Source organism: Calothrix anomala FACHB-343 (assembly GCF_014696435.1).
GTDB classification, from domain to species: Bacteria; Cyanobacteriota; Cyanobacteriia; order Cyanobacteriales; family Nostocaceae; genus Aulosira; species Aulosira anomala_A.
Genome location: NZ_JACJQG010000071.1, coordinates 1 through 21,178, shown reverse-complemented (window position 1 = coordinate 21,178; position 21,178 = coordinate 1). Strand labels below are relative to the sequence as shown.

Genomic DNA, 21,178 nt, shown 5'->3' with positions numbered 1-21,178 from the left:
AAATTATGACAAATTTATTAAGTAATCTTCCTCCCATGTCTTACCTTGATTTTGATGCTTTACCAACTTCAGCAGTTATTCTCTCACCTGATGAGATTGACCAAGCTGCAATCCTCAGTAATCAAATTATTAATGAATCTAAGCAATGGCAAGCTTATCTTGATTATTTAGCTTTATCAGCTTTTGAGCAATGGCTACAAGAAAGAGCAGAATCTTTAACTATTAATCGCGAGCAATGTACAATTCTACAACCTGTTTTAGCAAATTTTATTAGTGGCGTTGCTAATTTACAAGTAGGGGAATTTAAAATCTGTTTAATTGCTACTGGTAGCTTGAGCGATGAAATGGTGAATATTCCCAAAGTAGTTGTAGATTTACCAGAGTTTATTCCCCACTTTTATGTTTTAGTGGAGGTGTTGGAAGAACAAGAAGCAGCGAATATTTATGCTTTTTTAAGCTATGAAGAATTACAAGAGAATTTACAGATAAGTTCTTTACAGTCAGATTGGAATTATCAACTTCCAATATCCTGTTTTGATAATCATCCAGACCGTCTATTGCTGTATCTGCGATGTTTGGAATCATCAGCAATCTCTTTACCTGCAATTCCTACAAATCGTAGTGCGATTTTAGCAAACATACAAAATCAGTTGGTGGAATTATTACCTCAGTTACAATCACCGAAACGGGAATTATCTGAAGTTTTAACTTGGGAACAAGCTGCTGCTGTTTTAACTAGTCCAGAATTGATCAATTGGGTTTACACATTACAAACACAAGCAGCTACAAAGAATTTAGAGATGGGTAGTACCAACCCAGAATCAACAGCTACTTTTAAATCTCTACAAGATGTAATTAAATTAATTACCCAACCTGCTTTAAATGCTGGACGTTGGTTATGGGATGAGTTGGATGATTTAGCAGCTTCACTTTCTTGGGTGCTGTTACCCAGTTTTGCAGATGCTTCCCAAATGCGCCCAATACGTAGTCCAGAGGAAGAATTTGAGGTAATAGCCACTCAATTACGACAGAGGGGTTTAGAAATTCCAGTACAAGCGCGGGGTGCGTATCAAGATTTACTTTTGGCTGGGATACCTTTGCGGTTGTATGCTGTGACTTGGCATTTACTATCGGAATCAGAAAAGCCAGAGTGGAGTTTGTTACTAATTTTGGGCGCACCTGCTTTAAGTAGTTTACCGTCTGAGATTAAACTTAGGGTCAGCGACCAAACAGGTATTTTGGATGAACCGGGATTAAATGCAGAGAGTGAAGATTCTTATATATTTACCCGTGTGGTTGGTAATTGGGATGAGAAGTTTTTGGTGAGTGTGAGTTTGATGGATGGCGTTGAGGTAACTTTACCACCCTTTGCGTTTAATTTGGAGCGGTTACGGAATTGACGCGATTGGATATTAGAATTGAGCGATCGCTCTCACAATACTACTCTTAACTGGATAATTGCAATAAGCGGGTAATTGTTGCGAATGTCTGGTATGCTTTGACTTGTCTTCACAATATCTTTAAATAGCTAGCGATATCCAGTATTTATACGGTCTACCACATCAAGGTATCGTAATGATGCTGAGGTCATTTTTAAATTTTGGCATAACCTGGTTTGTCCTCAGAAATATAAGAGATTGAGCAAACAATCTTCTGTAGCCATATCAAGAGGAATAACCAATGTCTAAGAGTTTGAAGAGTTTCGCCCTAGTTAGTTTAGTGTTTTCACTGACTTGTGGTGTTGGTTTAGCGGCGAATGATGTGATAGTTAAGCATACTTTGGCGCAAACTGCAACAAGTTCGGATACTAAAGCAGATGCAGATAAGTTGTTTGAGGAAGGTGTACAGCAGTTTCGTCGTGGGGAATATCCCAAAGCATTGCAGACTTATCAACGGGTGTTGGAGATTCGGCGACAATTGGTGGATAAAGCAGGGGAAGCTGCGACTTTAAATAAATTGGGTGAGGTTTATAACGGATTGAATCAACCTACCCAAGCTTTGGAAGTTTTGCAGCAATCTGTAAATCTGTATAAAGTAATTGGGGATAAAGCTGCAATTGGCGAAGTTTTGGATAATATCGGCACGAGCTATAGATTAAATTTTGATGCTACTAAGGCATTAGAATTTTTCCAACAAGCTTTAACAATTCGTCGGCAAGTTAATGATAGAGAAGGTGAAGGTAAAACTCTCAGTAATATTGGATTTACTTACAGTAATCAAGAGCAATATCCTAAAGCTTTGGAAACTTTACAGCAAGCTTTAGCTATTCATAAAGAAGTAAAAGATACTTATCGGGAAGCATATACATTAATTAGAATTGGAATAGTTTATAGTAATTTGCGTGATTACAAACGTGAATTTGAGTCATATCAACAGTCATTAAAAATAAGTAAAACTCTCAAAAATAAAGACGGAGAGTTGAGAGTTTTATTTAATCTAGGATGGCACTATAACAGTCAGGAAGATTATGTTCGTGCTGTGGATTATTGGCAAAAATCATTAATACTAGCGCGAGAAATTCAAAATAAATCATTAGAAGCTAGTAGCTATGAAAATATTGGTGATACTTACTCTGTTCAAAAAGAATATGGAAAATCTATTGAATTTTATCAGCAAGCATTAGCTGTAGCGAGAGAACTCAAAGATAAATCAAAGGAAGCAGATATTCTTAAGATGATAGGGAATGTTTATTTTATTCAAAAACAGTATAAGCAAGCTAGTCAAATATATGAACAAGCATTAGTAGTAGCTAGAGAAGCCAAAAATAAATCACGAGAAGCCAATATTCTGGCAGTAATTGGAGATTTTTATTTTCAACAAAAACAATATTCACAAGCGATTGAAACTTATCAAAAAGCACTTAGTTTAGCACAAGAATTAAAAAATAATTCTCTAAAAATAGGTATTCTTAGAGAATTAGGAAATATCTACTTCCAGCAAAATCAGTACGAACAAGCAATTAAAATCTACAAACAGGCATTAGGTATTGCACGAGAGGAAAAAGATAAATCTTTAGAAATTCGTATTTTAGGAGAGATTGGAGATGCTTATAAAGACCAAAAGATGTATGACAGCGCTCTTCCATTTTATCAGGAAGCACTACCACTTCTATCAGCAATTGAAGATAACGCATTTAAAGCAAATTTTCTAATTGTTATCGGTCAAACTTATTTATTTCAAGATAAAGATGATCAAGCAATTGAATTATTTCAACAAGCATTAAGGATTTATCAGACGCTTCAAAATAAAGAAGGGCAACTGACTGCTTTGCAGAAAATTATTGCAGGGCATAATTCTAAAGCTGTAGACTTCTTTGTTAGAGAATTATATAGTCAAGCGAAAGTAGAATATTCTCGTGTCATAGAACTAGCTCCATCAGTTATTAATCTTGCAAAAGAACTAAATAAACCAAAAATTCAAGCATCTACTTTGGCTGATTTAGGTGCTGCTTATGCTTTTATCCGTGAAAATAAAAAGGCAGTTGAAACTTTACAACAGGCTGCCAAAATGGCTCGCGATCTGAACGATTTAGTCACTGAAGCAACAGCTTTAGGAACCTTAGCCAACATTTATCGATATCAAGGAGAACATCATAAACAATTAGAAGTAGATAAACGATATTTAGAAATAAAAAGAGAAGAAAAATCAAAATCACAACAAGATTATGGTTTATTGGGTGAAGTATTTGCTTTAAAATCTGTAGCTAGTACTTATAATGTTTTGGGAGAGCATGAAAAGGCAGTTGCAACATATCATGAGGCTTTACGTATAGCCCAGCAAATAAAGATTGATAAATTACCATCCAATGTTCGGGATAATGCTGTCCAAGCAGAAATTTCTGCTTTGGGAGGTCTACAAACAAGTTATAGTCTCTTTGGTAAATCTAATCAAGCTTTAGATTTTGCCCAACAAGCTGTCAAAAAAGCTCAGGCATCAGGTATAAAAGAATATTATGCAGAAGCTTTAATTGACTTAGCTAAATTATATACTGATGACTTCAAAGATTTTCCTAAAGCAATCGATATATGTAAGCAAGCCTTAACTATCGCTCAACAAATCAAAGAACCTAAAGTTGAAGCACAAGCATTAAAACAACTCAGTAATACTTACACACAACAAGGAAATCACACTTCTGCCCTAGAATCTGCACAGCAACTTTTGGCTATAGCCAAGCGAGTAGAAAGTCCCTCTCTGGAAGAAGATGCTTTAAATAACTTACGCGATATTTACTTTAGCCAGGGTAACTTTATTAAATCTCTAGAGATAGCACAACAAAATCTGCAAATAGTACAAAGCAAAATGGTTGGGAATGAAATTATTGTTTTGCTAAATCTTATTGAAAATTACATTTATGTAGGTGATACAAATAAAGCATTTGAGACAGCACAGCAAGCTTTAGCTTTAACAAGAAAACAGTCAAATTTATTGTTTGAACCAGGTATTTTAGTATATCTCAGCAAAGTATATAAATTCCAAGGAGAATATGACAAGGGTATTAAAACAGCAGAGCAAGCAATAAGTATTTCACGTCAAATTAATAATTTTACCTTAGAAATCGAGTCTATAGCGGCTTTAGCTACTATTTATGAAGCCACAGGACAGTATCAACAAGTGACGGCTCTTGGTGAACCTTTACTTAGTAAAATTCAAAAGTTAAATAATCCAGTTAGAAAAGCAGAAGTTTTAATTGTTGTAGGTAAAGCATACGGATTAACTGGTCAATATACTAAAGGTAAACAATTAGTTGAACAAGGTTTAACAACAGCCCATGAGCTAAAAAATCCACTATTGGAAGTCCACGCTTTGACAGCATTAGGTAGTATTTACAGTTCCCTGAATAATTATGGACAAGCTTTAGATTTAACAAAGCAAAGTTTAAAAATTGCAGAGCAACTCAAAAGTCCTATCATTCAAGTTGATACCTTATATTTTTTGGGAGAGATTTATAGCAAACTAGGAGACTACAAAAATAGTGCTAAGTATTATGAACAAGCATTGACGATAGTGAAGCAATTCAACAATCGTCAGGGTGAAGGTACACTTTTATTAGCTCTAGCTAGTAATTACTTTTATCAAGGAGAAGTGAATAAAACGATAGATTCAGCAACGAAAGCGTTGGCTATTTTCAGAGATATTAAAGAACCACGCTTAGAAGCTTTAGCAAAATTAATTCTAAGTGCTGGCTATGGTGAATCTAAAGATGATGCAAAAGCGATGGAATCTGCTCAAGCATTTTTGGACTTTGCGAGAAAAAACCAAAATAGTGTTTGGGAAAAGTTAGCTTTCAGTAATATTGGTAGTTTACATCGTAAGTTTGGCAGAACAGAACAAGCAATAGTTGCTTATCAACAAGCTTTAGCAATTAAAACAGATAATCAAGTAAAAGGTGCAGACGCAGGTATTTATGCTGGATTAGGACGGGTTTATCAGGATTTAAATCAACCTAATATTGCTATTGCAAATTATAAGAAATCTGTGAATAGGCTAGAAGAAATTCGTGGTGGTATTGAAGGCTTACCCAAAGAATTACAAAACTCTTTCTTAAATTCAACTATTGATTTCGCTCAAATGAAGGTATCGGATATCTATGCTCAACTCGCAGGGTTATTAAATGATCAAGGAGCATATAAAGAAGCATTCCAAATCCGGTTACTCATCGAAGAACAAGAAATTCGAGAAGCAAGAGGTTCTAGAAGTGTCGCAGAAGATAAATTAAATATCCCTCTTACTCCCACAGAAGCAAAGATTACTGAACAAGGTAAAATAACACTTGCTTTAGCAACTCAGATAAGTGAATGCGAAAGAACTAATTGCAGTCAACGCACTGAGCTAAATAATAAGCTCAGTGCTTCAATTCAACAAGTAAATAAAGAATTGAAGAAAATTGAAGAAGAAATTAAGGATAATCGTGCTAAAGATGAACAATTCTTTAATCCGAAAGGATTCGCAAAAGCCCAAGCAATTGTTGAAGCCCAAGCAAAGGAAACACGCGCAAACAGCGTTATGATTTATCCCTTGGTACTAGAAAATGAATTGTGGTTACAAGTATATGGACAAAACGGGCTAGTCAAAACAGAGAAAGTCCAAGTATCAAGGAAGGAATTAAGAAATACAGTCAAAAAATTTCGTGAGTTAATCGGAAAATGTGAACCAGAAGGTTATTACTGTAGTGTAAAAGATATTGCCGAAATACAGCCTATCAGCCAACAACTTTATAGATGGCTAATTAAACCTTTAGAGAAGGAATTAACGGATAATCAGGTCAAAAATCTGATTTTTGCGCTACATAGAGAAATTCGCTATATTCCCATGAGCGCACTTCATGATGGGAAACAATACCTAATCGAAAAATACACAATTCATAATGTCACTACAGAAAAGATTGAAGAGCAAGATAAGCTACCTACTAATATTCAAAATACTCCCCTTTTAGCAATGGGATTATCGGAACCTGCTCCCGATCCAAATCCTAATTCTAATAAGAGTTTCCGTGCTTTATTAAATGTACCCAAGGAATTAGACGCTATTGTTCGTGAAAATACCAACGATAAGCAAGGAATTTATCCAGGAAAAGAGTATTTAAATAAAATCTTCAATTTTGAAACATTGCGAGATAATTTGAACAAATACAAAATTCTTCACCTTGCTACTCACGGTGTATTTGACTCAACAACTCCAGAACAATCTTATATCTTAATGGGAACTGGTACACCATTAACACCGGATATGATTTCTAGCTTGACAGGATTAAAGGATATTCATTTGGTTGTTTTGTCAGCTTGTCAAACAGCCCTGGCTACTTCTACAAATCAAGATGAAGCTCAGGACGGTGTAGAAATTAACACCCTTGCTTACGAGTTTATGAATCGAGGTGCTAAATCGGTAATGGCTTCTCTGTGGAAAGTTGATGATCCTAGTACATCTCAACTAATGCAGTTATTTTATAAAAATCTTGCTACTGGCAAAATGACGAAATCTGAAGCATTACGTCAAGCACAATTAAGTATGCTCAAAGGTGATAATTCTACCGTAGAAAATGGTGATAAACGTGGTGCTTACTTAGAACCAGGTGCATTACCCAGAAATGAACAGCGAAAAAGTAGTTACTCCCACCCCTACTACTGGGCACCATTTATTTTAATTGGTAACGGTTTATAAACAACATCAGAGATGCAATTAATGGCATCTCTCCTCACTAATAAATAACGCACTACCAATCAGCAAGCACACATGAGCAACTTTTATCTCAAAGTTCAACACATTGAAAAACTTTGTTTATTTCAACTCAGTTGGGGAAAAGGACAGCAGCTAAATGTGACAATTTCCTATCCTCAAAATCTCACCATACTTTATCAAAATTGGCAACGTTCCTATCTAAATTATTACAAAAATTACAAAACACAATCAGTACGTGGACGGATAGCAGATAGTGGTGTAATTTCTACTCCTGGGACTGATTGGCAGGCAAAATTAGTGCAAGCGGAAGCTAAATTTTTGTTGGAATTTCATAAATGGTTGCGTTGTGGAGAATTATATGAAATTCGTATGGCTTTGGCTAATGTAGTAAAAGAAAAAGAAAAAATAGAAAACCCTGCTCAATCACCCCAGATTACAAATCTTTTTGTTACTTGTAACACCATAGATTTAGAACGATTTCCTTGGGAATCCTGGGAAATTGGTACAGAATTTGCACTTTCTTCTGGTAAAATTCGCATTGTTCGTACTCCTGTAAATATTCATCAAGGATTTGCACAGAAAAATCTTCGGCTTACTCGTAAAGTTAGAGTATTAGCAATTTTAGGTGATGAAACTGGCTTGGATTTCAAAGCTGAGAAGGAAGCACTGCGTCAATTTAAAAATATAATTGATGTCAAATTTGTAGGTTTGCAGCCAGAAACAAGTATTCCAGATTTAAAAACTAAAATCAAAGATGCTCTTACCTCAGAATCAGGTTGGGATATCTTATTTTTTGCTGGACATAGTAATGAAAATAATATCACAGGAGGAGAAATTAGTATTGCTAAAAATGTCACTTTATCGATTAGTGAAATTGCACCATTATTAAGTATCGCAGTAAAACGTGGTTTACAATTTGCAATTTTTAACTCCTGCAATGGGTTGAATATTGCTAACTCTCTAATTGACTTGGGTTTGAGTCAAGTTGCTGTGATGCGCGAACCCGTTCATAATGCGGTAGCAGGGGAATTTTTACTACACTTTTTACAAGCTTTGGCGGAATTTAAAGATGTTCACGAAGCTTTATTATTAGCATCTCAATATTTGAAGACAGAGAAAAACCTTACATATCCCAGTGCTTATTTAATTCCTTCTTTATTTCGTCATCCAGAAGCACCTTTATTTAAGGTTGAACCATTTGGGATTAAACAAAGACTTAAAAAAATTATTCCCACTCGCAAAGAAGCGATCGCACTTGCCGCTTTATTATTAATTAGCTTACAAATTCCCATCCAAAATCACTTATTAGGACACAGATTATGGGTACAATCTCTCTATCGTCAACTCACAGGAAAGGTTAGCCAGCAAGAAATTCCTCCTGTATTACTCGTAAAAATAGACGACGAATCAATTAAAAAGTCTCAAGGTAAAATTAGTAACCCTAGACCGATGAATCGCGAATATATTGCGAGTTTAGTCAATCGGCTAACAGATAAAAAAGCGAAAATAATCGGGATTGATTTTATATTAGATAGACACCAACCTGAAAATGATAAAATTTTAGCTCAAGCCATCAAAAAAGGTGTTATTGCATCACCTAATCCCACTTGGTTTATCTTCGCGGGAACTGAATCTGATGCTGGAGTTTGGCAAACTGTAATCCCAGAAATTGCTAGTTTCAATTGGAGTTTAGATGGGGAAATTGAAATCTTATTTTGTGATAAAATACAGCGTATACCTTGTTATATGACACTGTTACCATCATCAAATAATAATTCAACCCCTTTCACTTTTGCAGGTTTATTAGCTTTATCATATCAATTAAAATATTCTCTCGATGATTCCAGAAAAGATAGTAACAATAATCTCAAAATTCCCCAACCAAAACTAGATAGTCCAAGCAATTTCTGGCAACAGTTAAATAGCTATCTCAACCGGAATAAACAGAATACACTAGATAAGACGATTTTAAATTCACCTCGTTCTCGCTTGCAACCAATCACAGATTACAGTACTATCATTTCTCAAATGTGGCTGCATCCGATTATTGATTTTTCTATTCCTCCCAATCAAATATATGAATCTGTCCCAGCTTGGCAATTATTAGATAAAGACAGTAAAAATCCACCCTTAGCAAACCTACAAAAACAAGTAGTTATTATCGCAGCAGGAGGATATGATGAAGCGGGAATGTCAATAGATAAAGAAGATAATTTTGATGTACCTCCAGCACTAGATTTTTGGCGACTTCAACAGGGAAACAATAGCAGAATTATACCTGGTGGAGAAGTTCATGCTTATATGGTGCATCATTTTCTCACACAGAGATTGGTTATACCTATTCCTGATGTTTGGATATTGGGGATTGCTGTTTTGATGGGGAAATATTTCTACTATTTATTACGCAAACATTCCCACTATCGCTGGCAATGGCTGATGCTACTTTCTTTACTAACAGTCGCTTATGGAATTATTAGTTTAGAAATATACATATCACCCCTAGCGATTATAATACCTTGGTTTTTACCATCTGCTACTGTTTGGACATATTTCATAACAGGTTTTTTACGGAGAAGGGTTTATGAATAATTACAACTGGATTTTACCCAGCTTGTTGATATCTGCAATAACTGCTACATTGCTCCCTGTTTTGCCAAATCAAGTATCCCACGCAGAAAAGCGTCCAGCACAGCCGTCTTTTTCTTGGTGGAATCTTTTTCGGAGGAACCCTCCAGTGGGAAGGGGTAAAGGAGCGCCACGTCCAATCATTAATGGTGTTTGTATTGCTGCACCAGATCGTGGTGAAACAATTTGGAGCGATCGCCCGTTTATAATTTGGCAAGGGAATCTGAAAAAAATCGGACTTTCTCAGGGTATTCCCGATGCGAGTGCAACTGACAATATCCAAATCGCACAGCTTTATGCAACCTACAGTGGGAAACCATTGCTACCCGCTCAACAATACCATTGGTCAGTAGCAATTGAGAATTCTTGGGCGGGAAATATTGCGTTTAAAATCATGGAACCCCAACAAAGACAGCGCATTACCAATGATTTACAGAATTTGGAACAGCAAGAAAAAGCTAAGGGAACAAGTGCTGAGGGGATAGCGTTTGCAAAAGCGGAGTATTTTTTAGCACAAAAACCGCCATTGCGCTCAGATGCTTTGCAGCAAGCTTACTCGGTGGACAAACCTTCACCAGAGTTAGTCAAAATCCGGGAAGAGATTGTTAAGGATTTTTGTAAACCGAATTAACCACAGGCTAAGAATTTTCAACTGGTTGAGATGCCTAAAATTAAGCCCCAAATTGTTGTTATACAAGAGTTTGGGCATTTATATAACTTTCGACATCATAAATGCTGGCATAGAGATTATTATGAGGAAAAGAAGTTGCGATCGCTGTCTATGAATCTTCAATCTGTTGTAAGCTTAAACAACCTGCCTCTTCATATCCTAGTTGAACGGCTGGATTCAGGGCATTTTATCGCATCAGTAACAGAGTTAGCTGATTGTGTAGCCGAAGCTGAAACTCGTGAGGATGCGATATCTTCGATGGGCTACGCCTACGCATCTCTACAGGAAAAAATTAAAGCAAGGCTAGCAAATATTGAGATTTTGACCATAGAAGTTCCAAATAATCCCTGGACAGATTTTATTGGTATGTTTGAGGGAGATGAGGAGTTTGCAGAGCTGGCTGAGGAATTGCGGACAGAGCGCGAGTTAGATATCAATGGTGCAGCATGAGCCTTTGGTTGCTAGATACTGACCATGTATCGCTACTGTTGGATGGATGAAATCGATCAGCATGGGAAAAAATGCCCACATTACTTGTTTTTGCTCAATTCCTTGAGGGAGAAGGTTCAACAATAACTTGCTTGGTACGCTAAAAAAAGCATAACCTCTGGTGGTTGAGAAATACAAGTAATTACTGAAAGATTTCAAGGGCTGAAGAAATGCGTAAAAGTCTGAATTGCTTTAACCGCCGAGGTAATAGGCTTTATAAAGCCAAAAATAAGTTATCAATCTTTGTTTATCGGACTATATTTGTTACCGTGTTAATTTCGCTGATGTTTCCCGTTGGTTTAGCATCTCCGCAGATGAGGGAAGTAGAGGGTGGGATAAGTAGTAGATTAGTAGCACAAGGACAGACACAGCAACAGCGACTAGAAGAATCAAGGAAACTAAATAAACAGGGACTTAAATTATTTCGCCAAGGTAAATATAAAGAAGCCCTAGAGTTATTCGAGAAAGCGCTAGTAATTAGTAGAGAAATTAGTGATAAAGAAATTGAAAGTAGAATTTTCAGCAATATTGGTTCAGTTTACGACAATCTGGGTGAGTACAAACAGGCACTAGATTATTATCAACAAGCTTTAAGTATCGCTCGACAAATCGATGATAAATTCGGCGAAGGTAGAATTTTAGACAACATAGGACAAGTTTACGATAATCTGGGAGAATACCAAAAAGCATTAGATTATTATCAACAAGCCTTAACCATTTCTCGACAAATTGATGATAAATTTGGCGAAGGTACAACTCTCCACAATATCGGGAAAATTTATGACAATCTAGGGCAGTATCAAAAAGCATTAGATTATTATCAGCAAGCCTTAATCATTGCTCGACAAATTGATGATAAAGCTGGCGAAGGTACAACTATTAATAATATTGGTTTAGTTTATCGCAGGCTGGGGCAGTATCAAAAAGCATTAGATTATTATCAACAAGCTTTAACCGTTGCTCGACAAGTGGAAGACAAGGAACTTGAAGGTACAACGATTAACAATATTGGGTTGGTTTATAATAGTTTGGGACAATATAAAAGAGCCTTAGATAATTATCAGCAAGCTGTAACTATTGCTCGACAAATTCTTGATAAAAGACTACAGGGTATAATTATCAGTAATATTGGGGTAGCCTACGACAATCAGGAAGAATACCAAAAAGCATTAGATAATTATCAACAAGCATTAACTATTTCTAGACAAATTGGTGATAAAGCAGGTGAAGAAACTACTCTTGGTAATATTGGAGAAGTTTACCGCAGGAGAGGAGAGTATCAAAAGGCATTAAATTATTGTAACCAAGCATTCAACATTGCTAAACAAATTGGTGATAAAGAAGGTGAAGGTACTTATTTAAACAACATTGGAGTAGTTTATAACAATCAAAAAAAGTACCAAAAGGCATTAGATTATTATCAACAAGCATTACCTATTCGTAAACAAATTCGTGATAATACTGGCGAAGGTGGAACTCTCAATAATATTGGAGTAAATTATATAGATCAAGGTAATTACTCCGAAGCGGAAAAACCTCTATATGCTGCTATTAAAATTTGGGAGTCACTACGGGCGACATTAAATGATGAGCAAAAAATATCAATATTTCAACAACAAGCCACTACCTATCGCTGGTTACAAAAAGCTTTAATCGCCCAAAACAAAATAGAACAAGCATTAGAAATATCTGAACGCGGTAGAGCCAGAGCTATTATCGACTTAATCACCTCAAAATCAACCAGAAGTAACGAATCTTTAAACACAATCCCATCCATTGCTCAAATTAAAAAAATTGCTCAACAGCAAAAAGCTACACTTGTGGAATATTTCTTAGCCAAGGATGCAAAACTTTATATTTGGGTAGTTAAACCCACAGGAGAAATTGCATTTAAACAAGTAGATTTAAAATCCCTCAAAACACCTCTAAAAAATTTAGTAGAAACCAGTCGTCAATCTATTGGTGTTATAAAACAACGTGGTGCTGAAATTGAAAACCCACCCCTACCAAGTCCAGAAACTCAAAAGAAACACTTACAACAACTCCACGAACTCCTAATTACACCGATCGCCAAGCATCTTCCTAAAAACCCAGGCGATCGCGTAATTTTTATCCCCCATGAATCCCTATTTCTCGTTCCCTTCCCAGCGCTCAAGGATGCAAACAACAAATACCTAATTGAAAAGCATACCATCCTCACTGCTCCAGCAATTCAGGTATTAGACTACACCCGTAAAAACACAGAAACATTAAATATTGCATCTCTGCAACCGGGAGATACATTACTAGTAGGGAACCCAATTATGCCAATTACAGGAATTCCCCCCGTACAACAACGTCCTTTACCCGGTACAGAAAAAGAAGCGAATAAAATAGCCCCCATCCTCAACACTCAACCTCTGATCGGTAAACAAGCAACAAAATCTGCCGTACTGCAAAAAATATCAACCGCCAAAATAATTCATTTAGCCACACATGGATTACTTTATGGCTTTGGGGAAAGAATACCAGGTGCGATCGCACTTGCTGCCGATACTCCTGGTGTCAACGAAGGATTGCTGAAAACAACCGAAATAATTAACTTAAATTTGAACGCAGACTTAGTAGTTTTAAGTGCTTGCGATACTGGTGGCGGGGAAATCACAGGTGATGGAGTCGTGGGATTATCCCGTTCCTTATTGACTGCGGGAGCAGAGAGTGTAATTGTTTCCCTGTGGGCGGTTGATGATAGTTCCACCTCAGATTTAATGGTGGAATTTTACCAGCAATTACAGCAAAATCCTGACAAAGCCAAAGCCCTACGTCAAGCAATGTTAAGCACCATGAAAAAACACCACCATCCCATACACTGGGCGGCTTTCACCCTAATTGGCAACGCAGAATAAACGGGAATTTAAAAAAAAATTTCACCAAGCCGCAAAATTTTGGCATATCCTCCTTTCTCCCAGAAATACATATAACCAAGAAAGCAAAAGATACTTCCAGAACGGAAAAAACAATTGTAATTCACTCTGCCGAAAGTATCTAGTTTTCTTTTGCCAACATCACCCAACAATCATCAATAATTTAGGAAGCGAAAAAATGAAAAAATTCACACTAGCACTTGGCATGGCTGTATTAGGTGCGATTCTTTCTAGTCCCAAAGTTTTGGCTGAAAATCTCAATCAACCAGAACCAATCCTGATTGCTCAAACTCAAACTCAACTCAAGCAACAACTACAGCTACCCTCAATCACCCCTCAATTTACACATACATACAACTCTGGAAATAGTAACAATATTGAGTCCTTATTAAATCAGGCGGCAGAGTATCTAGAAAAAGGCAATTATGACCAAGTAATTGAGAATTGTAATCAAATTTTACAACAATATAAAGATAATTATGGAGCTTATATACTGCGAGGTTTAGCATATATCCAACTAGAAAAGTATCAGCCCGCAGTTGATGATTTTAATCAAGCAATTCGGATTGAGCCAAATTCCCATTACTCATACTTTGGTAGAGGTTATGCTTACTTATACTTAAAAGACTACGAACAGTCACTAGCAGATTTTAATCAAGCAATAAAATTAGATTCAGACTTCGCCCATGCTTATTTTTGGCGTGGTATTGCTCAGGGGAATTTAGGTAATAAACAGGGAGCAGTTGCAGATTTAAAACAAGCTGCGGAACTGTATAAAAGAGAGGGTAAAACTGAGAATATGAAGACAGCACTTGACCTGCTAAAGCAAATTAGTTAATGCAAATATTAAGCCCAGATTCCCATCTGTTTGGAGGGGAATCTGTAGCACTCGCATTTGTGATAACTGAGTTTTATGGTAATTTAAGCAGAAATACGGATAAAGCGGGTGCGTTACGTCAAGCGATGCTGGAAACGATGAAAAAGTATCCAAATCCTCGCGATTGGGCTGGTTTTACGTTGGTTGGTTTGTTGTAGTGGGGGTATGGCTATGCGTTCCTGCAAAATTGGGTTAGGTGTGTTGGTTTGTCTGTTGGCTGTTGTTTCGACTTCCTTGGGTTCTAGTTTGTCGATGGTGTTTACTGAATCGCGGGTTTTGGCGCAGACGGTGGATGCACGGAAAGCGGAAGCTGATAGATTGTTGGAACTGGGTAATCAGCAGTTTCAAACCAGTCAATTTACAGCAGCATTGCAGTCTTGGCAACAAGCACTACAAATTTACAGGGAAATAAACGACCGTAAAGGTGAGGGTAATACACTGGGAAATCTAGGTATTGCCTACTTATCCTTGGGAGACTACCCCAAAGCCATTGACTACCAACAACAAAGGTTGGCGATCGCACGAGAAATAAAAGACCGTTTAGGTGAGGGTCAATCACTGGGAAATCTAGGTGTTGCCTATTTATCCTTGGGAGACTACTCCAAAGCCATTGACTACCATCAACAAAGCTTGGCTATTAAACGAGAAATTAAAGACCGTAGGGGAGAGGGTAACTCACTGGGAAATATCGGTTTTGCCTACTATTCCTTAGGAGACTACTCCAAAGCCATTGACTACCATCAACAAAGCTTGGCTATATTTCGGGAAATTCAAGACCCTAATGGTGAGGATAAGGCACTAGGAGGTCTCGCTAACGCCTACTATTTCTTAGGAGACTACCCCAAAGCCATTAACTACCATCAACAAAGCTTGGCAATCGCGCGGGAAATTCAAGACCGTCAAAGTGAGGGTCAATCACTAGGAGGTCTCGGTCTTGCCTACTATTCCTTGGGAGATTATCCTAAAGCGATTGACTACCATCAACAAAGTTTGGCAATCGCACGGGAAATTCAAGACCGTCAAAGTGAGGGTATTTCACTGGGAAATCTAGGTATTGTCTACCGTGCCTTGGGAGATTACTCCAAAGCCATTGAATACCAGCAACAAAGCTTGTTAATTGCACGAAAAATTAAATACCGTCAAGGTGAGGGTGTTGCACTGAGAGGTCTCGGTAACGCTTACTATTTTCTAGGAGACTACCCAAAAGCCATTGACTACCATCAACAAAGCTTGGCGATTGCACGGGATATTAAAGACCGTCTAGGTGAGAGTATAGCACTGGGAAATCTAGGTATTGCCTACTTATCCTTGGGAGACTACCCAAAAGCCATTGACTACCATCAACAAAGGTTGGCGATCGCACAGGAAATTAAAGACCGTTTCGGTGAGAGCCAATCACTGGGAAATATCGGGAACACTTACTCTTTGTTGGGAGACTACCCCAAAGCGATTGACCACTATAAACAAAGCTTGGCGATCGCACAGGAAATTAAAGATCGTTTAGGTGAGAGTCAATCACTGGGGAATCTTGGTAATGCCTATGATGCCTTGGGAGACTACTCCAAAGCGATTGACTACTATCAACAAACGTTAGCAATTGCACGAGAAATTAAAGACCTTAGGGGAGAGGGTATTTCACTAAATAATCTAGGATATGCTTACTACAAACAAGGAAAACTTGCTTTAGCTGAGAATACTTTAATTCAAGGCATAAAAGTGTACGAATCTCTCCGAGGTCGAGACTTAAAGGATAACGAGAAAGTCTCAATTTTTGAAACCCAACGAAATACTTACAATACTTTACAAAAAGTCCTGATTGCCCAAAATAAAATTGATGCTGCTTTAGAAATATCCGAACGCGGGCGGGGACGCGCATTTGCAGAACTACTTACTTTCCGTTTATCAAATAACTCTAAGGAACAATTCCCAACACCACCCAATATTACCGAGATTAAACAAACTGCCAAATTCCAAAATGCAACCCTCATTCAATATTCCATTATTTATGACGATTTCAAAATAGCAGGTAAAGAAGAAACCGAAGAATCAGCACTATATATCTGGGTCATCAAACCCACGGGTGAAGTCATATTCCGTAAAGCAGACCTCAAACCATTATGGCAAAAAGAAAAGACAAATTTAGCACAATTAGTTCAAATAAGCCGCCAATCAATTGGTGTCAGAGGTGCAAAAATGGAAAACCCACCTCCACTAAATCCAGAAACCCAGAAAAAACGCTTACAAAAACTCCACGAAATATTAATCTCACCCATCGCTGATCTATTACCCACAAAAGAAACCGATAAAGTAGTATTCATCCCGCAAAGCTCATTATTTCTAGTTCCCTTCCCGGCATTGCAAGACGAAAACGGCAAGTACCTGATTGATAAACATACTATCCTCACATCTCCATCAATTCAAGTTTTAGATTTAACTAAAAAACAATATCAAAAACTTGGCAACCAACCCCTACAGACTAATAATATGCTGATAGTGGGTAATCCCATCATGCCCAAAATAACAATAAAAATTGGCGACAAGCAACAAAAATTATCACCTTTACCTGAAGCAGAAAAAGAAGCAAAAGCCATTGCTAATTTATTTAAAATTCAACCCTTAATTGGTAAACAAGCCACAGAATCCACCGTAGTCCAACGCTTACCCAAAGCACAAATTATTCACTTTGCAACCCACGGATTATTTGATGATATTCGCGGTTTAGATAGTTCCATTGCTCTAACACCAGAAAATCCTAATTCCCTCTCATCCCCCCTCAGCAAAGAAGAGCAAAAACGCGATGGACTCCTAACCGCAGAAGAAATTTTCGGCTTGAAACTCAAAGCCAATTTAGTAGTTCTCAGCGCTTGCGATACAGGTAGAGGAAGAATTACAGGGGATGGTGTTATCGGTTTATCTCGCTCTTTTATCAGTGCAGGAGTACCCAGTGTCATCGTCTCACTCTGGTCAGTTGATGATGGTTCAACGGCATTTTTAATGACCGAGTTTTATCAAAATTTGCAACAAAAAATGGACAAAGCCACAGCATTAAGAAAAGCCATGCTCGACACCAAGAAAAAATATTCAAATCCATCACAATGGGCAGCTTTTACCCTCATCGGTGAATCTCAATGACCTACCCTTGGCAACGAAATAGGAAATTTTAAAGCCTTTATCTTTACATATAAAGAGGTCAAAACTGGCATATCCTCCCACACCCCAGAAATACAAATCTGCAAACAATCCCAAATCTAAAATCACCATGTCCTATATCAAACGCCGTCAATTTATCCAATTCGCTGGTTCCGCTTTAGCCACAATGGGTATCAGCCAGTTAGACATTATGCGTCAAGGAGAACGTTACGCAAAAGCTTTAGCACAAGATACACCCCGCAAACTGGCGTTACTGGTGGGAATAAACGATTATAAAAACAGCATACCTACTCTAGGAGGTTGCTTAACCGATGTATCCTTACAAAAAGAGTTACTAACCAACCGCTTTGGTTTTAACGAAAAAAATATTCTGACTTTAACTGACTCACAAGCCACACGCCAAGGTATTTTACAAGCATTTGACGAACACCTGATCAAGCAAGCCAAACCCGGTGATGTCGTAATTTTCCATTTTTCTGGACATGGTTCGCGTGTCAAAGATAAAGATATGCCTGGTGGACTTAACGGTACAATTGTCCCCGTTGATAGTTCTTTACCTCCCAATGGTGGTGTGGTGCAAGATATTATGGGAGGCACACTGTTTTTACTCATGTATGCATTGCAAACCACAAATGTCACCGTAGTATTAGATTGTTGTTATTCAGGGGGTACAAAGCGGGGAAATTTTGCCGTTCGTTCCCGCGATGGTGGAAGTAATTTCTTACCCAGTAAAGAAGAATATGAAACACAGCGTAAATTATTAGAAAGAATCCCACTGTCACAACAAGATTTTATTACCAAACGCCGCCAAAATGTTGCTAAGGGAATAGTAATTACAGCTGCGAAATCCGATCAATTTGCTGTAGATGGTCAATTTAGTGACTTTCGTGCTGGAGCTTTTACTTACGCTTTAACTCAATATCTTTGGCAGGTAAACAGCAATGAAGCTTTTGCTAAAACTTTCGCCTATGTTCGCCATAATGCTCGCACGATAGCATGGAATACTGGCGGTTTTCAAGAAGCAGAAATAGAAAGAAACATCCAAAATCTCAACTCTCCATTATACTTTTTACCTCCTAAAGCAACTCCCGCAGAAGCCGTAGTTACAGGTGTGAATGGCAACCAAGTAAATTTATGGTTGGGTGGAATTGAACCCCAAAGTCTAGAGGGTTTCAATAAAAGTGCAACTTTAACAATTATTGATGAAAAAGGGGAAGCACGGGGACATGTACAAATTGAATCCCGTCAAGGCTTATTTGCTAAAGGTAAATTACTCAACAACACACGCACACAAACGGCATTAGCAAAAGGAACTTTTTTACAAGAGCGTATCCGCACTATTCCTAAAGATATAACTTTACAAATTGGACTTGATGATAGTTCTCTTGATAGTAATATCATTGCTCAAGCGAAACAAGCATTACAAAAAATACCTGGCATTGAAGCCTTACCTCTGCGACAAAAAGAAGTGCAATATATATTTGGTCGGATGACTCAAGCCAAATATCAGGAATTACAGAAACAAAAAATCCCAAATTTACCTGCAATTGGTAGCTTTGGTTTATTTACACCTACCTTAGACACAATTATTGTTAATTCCTTTTATGATGCCGGAGAAACCTTAAATGCCGCAGTGCAACGCTTACAACCAAAACTTAAATCATTCTGGGCTGCTAGAGTTGTTAAAAACATTCTTGGCAATAAAAATACATCAAAAATAAATATTTCTGTCTCCATGATTATTGCTGATAGTCAAGAACCTCTCGCCAATACTTTTACACCTCGTGGAGCCAAAACAAATAATGATACTGGAAACGAATCAACACCAATTAAGCCAGTAAATATTTCCGATTCCGGTATACCAAAATTACCCTTGAAAACAACAATTGCCTTCCATGTTCACAATAAAGAATCAGTACCCCTTTACGTCACTATTTTAGGTATAGATAGTGCTGGAGACATAGGAAATCTCTTCCCTTATGATTGGTCAGAAGAACCGATATTAGCCGCATCAATAGAAGCTGGAAGTGAACTATTAATCCCCAAAGCTGAACATCAACGAACAGGAACAAAAATAAATATTGGTGAACCACTGGGCTTTTCAGAAATACTGATTATTGCCAGTCCCACACCATTACGGGATTTACTCGAGAAACTCCAAGCGATCGCAGTTTCCCAAGGACAAGCTGGTAAACGCAGCCTCATCACAGCAACCGGAGATGAATTTTTAGACTTAACTAATAACTTGCTTGATGATTTAGACAGAAGCACTCGCGGTGGAATTATTGTGGAAAATATCCAACTTCCAGAGGGAGAACGTGGAGTTGATACTACGAAGTTAGCCGTAATGTCGATTCCATTTGAAGTAGTGAGTTAGTAAAATTGAGTAAACTTACAGTATTATTATTTCATTTGTGGAAGGTTAGGTAATTTACCTAACCTCATTTATTTCAATTCACATTTAGGAATCAACCGATCATCTTGAAGGTGTGGCTCGAACTTTCTCACGTAATAACAGTCCAGGTTTTAGTGATACAGATGTTGGAGATGCTAGCAATTTTGCATATCCCACCAATCCTTTACGACTTTCAAGCTTAACTATTCCTTGCTGCTGACCTTCAGCATTGATGATTTCAAAAAGCGCACTTTTATTCAAGTTCTCCAAATTTTTTGGATTAGCACCACCAAGCCAAATTTCTATTTGATTTTCTTTAACTTGAGTAATTACCCCTTCTGCCCTCGGTGTTTGTACTCCAATAAAATACATGGGACGTTGCTGATAATCGCTGTTGGGTTTAACAAAAAGTACAGGCTCTTGCAAATTACCTTGCTCAAAACTCAAAGCCTTGACATTGCGAGCAATATTCACAAATGATTCACCCAAAGTTGGATTCCCACTTTGCTGCCAGAGATACTGTGTCAAAGTATAAGTAAATAGTCCTGCATTAAAGTCATTAAAGCTGGTATCGATGGCAAATTGATCGCGCCTTGCACTTGCGAGCACAACTCCTTTAGGTATTCCGTTTCTCCTTTGTTTCTTAAATTCCTCTGCTGACAAACCTAAACGTTGTAACCAACTTGCTTGGTAAGCTTTTTCTTCGGGGCTAACTTGAAATTTCTGCTTTAACTGAGATGATTTCAATGCGCTACTGACTAAACCACCAGAATAGATAGTATCGATCCTATCTTCCGCACCCAGAACTGTCACACCCAAAAAACCGGATAGATATAGTACATAAGAACTAGCTTCTAGTAGAGCTTATTCCAGCTAAATAAGAATAACTTCTA

11 protein-coding genes are annotated in these 21,178 nt (G+C 37.5%); 10 read left to right on the top strand and 1 reads right to left on the bottom strand.

Annotated elements, in window-relative coordinates; all coding sequences use genetic code 11:
• The first annotated feature begins 5 nt into the window (after window positions 1-5).
• The 10 genes from H6G08_RS29760 (at window position 6) to H6G08_RS29715 (ending at window position 20,267) form a co-directional block, all read left to right on the top strand.
• Window positions 6-1,400, top strand: coding sequence for a DUF1822 family protein (locus H6G08_RS29760; protein ID WP_190549693.1), 1,395 nt, complete (start codon window positions 6-8; stop codon window positions 1,398-1,400).
• A gap of 280 nt (window positions 1,401-1,680) precedes the next feature.
• Complete coding sequence (locus tag H6G08_RS29755) at window positions 1,681-7,158, top strand: tetratricopeptide repeat protein (protein ID WP_190549691.1); 5,478 nt, start codon at window positions 1,681-1,683, stop codon at window positions 7,156-7,158.
• Between the two features lie 72 nt (window positions 7,159-7,230).
• A complete protein-coding gene (locus H6G08_RS29750; RefSeq protein ID WP_190549690.1) occupies window positions 7,231-9,765 on the top strand; it encodes a CHASE2 domain-containing protein in 2,535 nt (844 codons plus the stop codon).
• Window positions 9,758-10,432 carry a hypothetical protein gene (locus H6G08_RS29745; protein ID WP_190549688.1) on the top strand — a complete coding sequence of 225 codons (675 nt, stop codon included), beginning with the start codon at window positions 9,758-9,760 and terminating at the stop codon, window positions 10,430-10,432. The genes H6G08_RS29750 and H6G08_RS29745 overlap by 8 nt, the downstream gene beginning before the upstream one ends.
• A gap of 30 nt (window positions 10,433-10,462) precedes the next feature.
• A complete protein-coding gene (locus tag H6G08_RS29740) occupies window positions 10,463-10,921 on the top strand; it encodes a type II toxin-antitoxin system HicB family antitoxin (RefSeq protein ID WP_242046324.1) in 459 nt (152 codons plus the stop codon).
• Between the two features lie 209 nt (window positions 10,922-11,130).
• On the top strand, window positions 11,131-13,845 hold the full coding sequence (locus tag H6G08_RS29735) for a CHAT domain-containing tetratricopeptide repeat protein (RefSeq protein ID WP_190549686.1): 2,715 nt from the start codon (window positions 11,131-11,133) through the stop codon (window positions 13,843-13,845).
• 196 nt (window positions 13,846-14,041) lie between these two features.
• Window positions 14,042-14,701: a tetratricopeptide repeat protein gene (locus H6G08_RS29730; protein ID WP_190549684.1), complete on the top strand. Its 660-nt coding sequence runs from the start codon at window positions 14,042-14,044 to the stop codon at window positions 14,699-14,701.
• The gene (locus H6G08_RS29725; protein WP_242046323.1) at window positions 14,701-14,898 is read left to right on the top strand and encodes a CHAT domain-containing protein; all 198 of its coding nucleotides are present in this window, start codon (window positions 14,701-14,703) and stop codon (window positions 14,896-14,898) included. Before H6G08_RS29730 ends, H6G08_RS29725 begins: the two co-directional genes overlap by 1 nt.
• A gap of 13 nt (window positions 14,899-14,911) precedes the next feature.
• Window positions 14,912-17,872, top strand: coding sequence for a CHAT domain-containing protein (locus tag H6G08_RS29720; RefSeq protein WP_190549682.1), 2,961 nt, complete (start codon window positions 14,912-14,914; stop codon window positions 17,870-17,872).
• Between the two features lie 127 nt (window positions 17,873-17,999).
• Window positions 18,000-20,267, top strand: a complete 2,268-nt coding sequence (locus H6G08_RS29715; RefSeq protein ID WP_190549680.1) for a caspase family protein — start codon at window positions 18,000-18,002, stop codon at window positions 20,265-20,267.
• A 99-nt stretch (window positions 20,268-20,366) separates the two neighbouring features.
• Here H6G08_RS29715 and H6G08_RS29710 read toward each other — a convergent pair whose 3' ends face one another.
• On the bottom strand, window positions 20,367-21,098 hold the full coding sequence (locus H6G08_RS29710) for a hypothetical protein (protein ID WP_190549678.1): 732 nt from the start codon (window positions 21,096-21,098) through the stop codon (window positions 20,367-20,369).
• Between the last annotated feature and the right edge of the window lie 80 nt (window positions 21,099-21,178).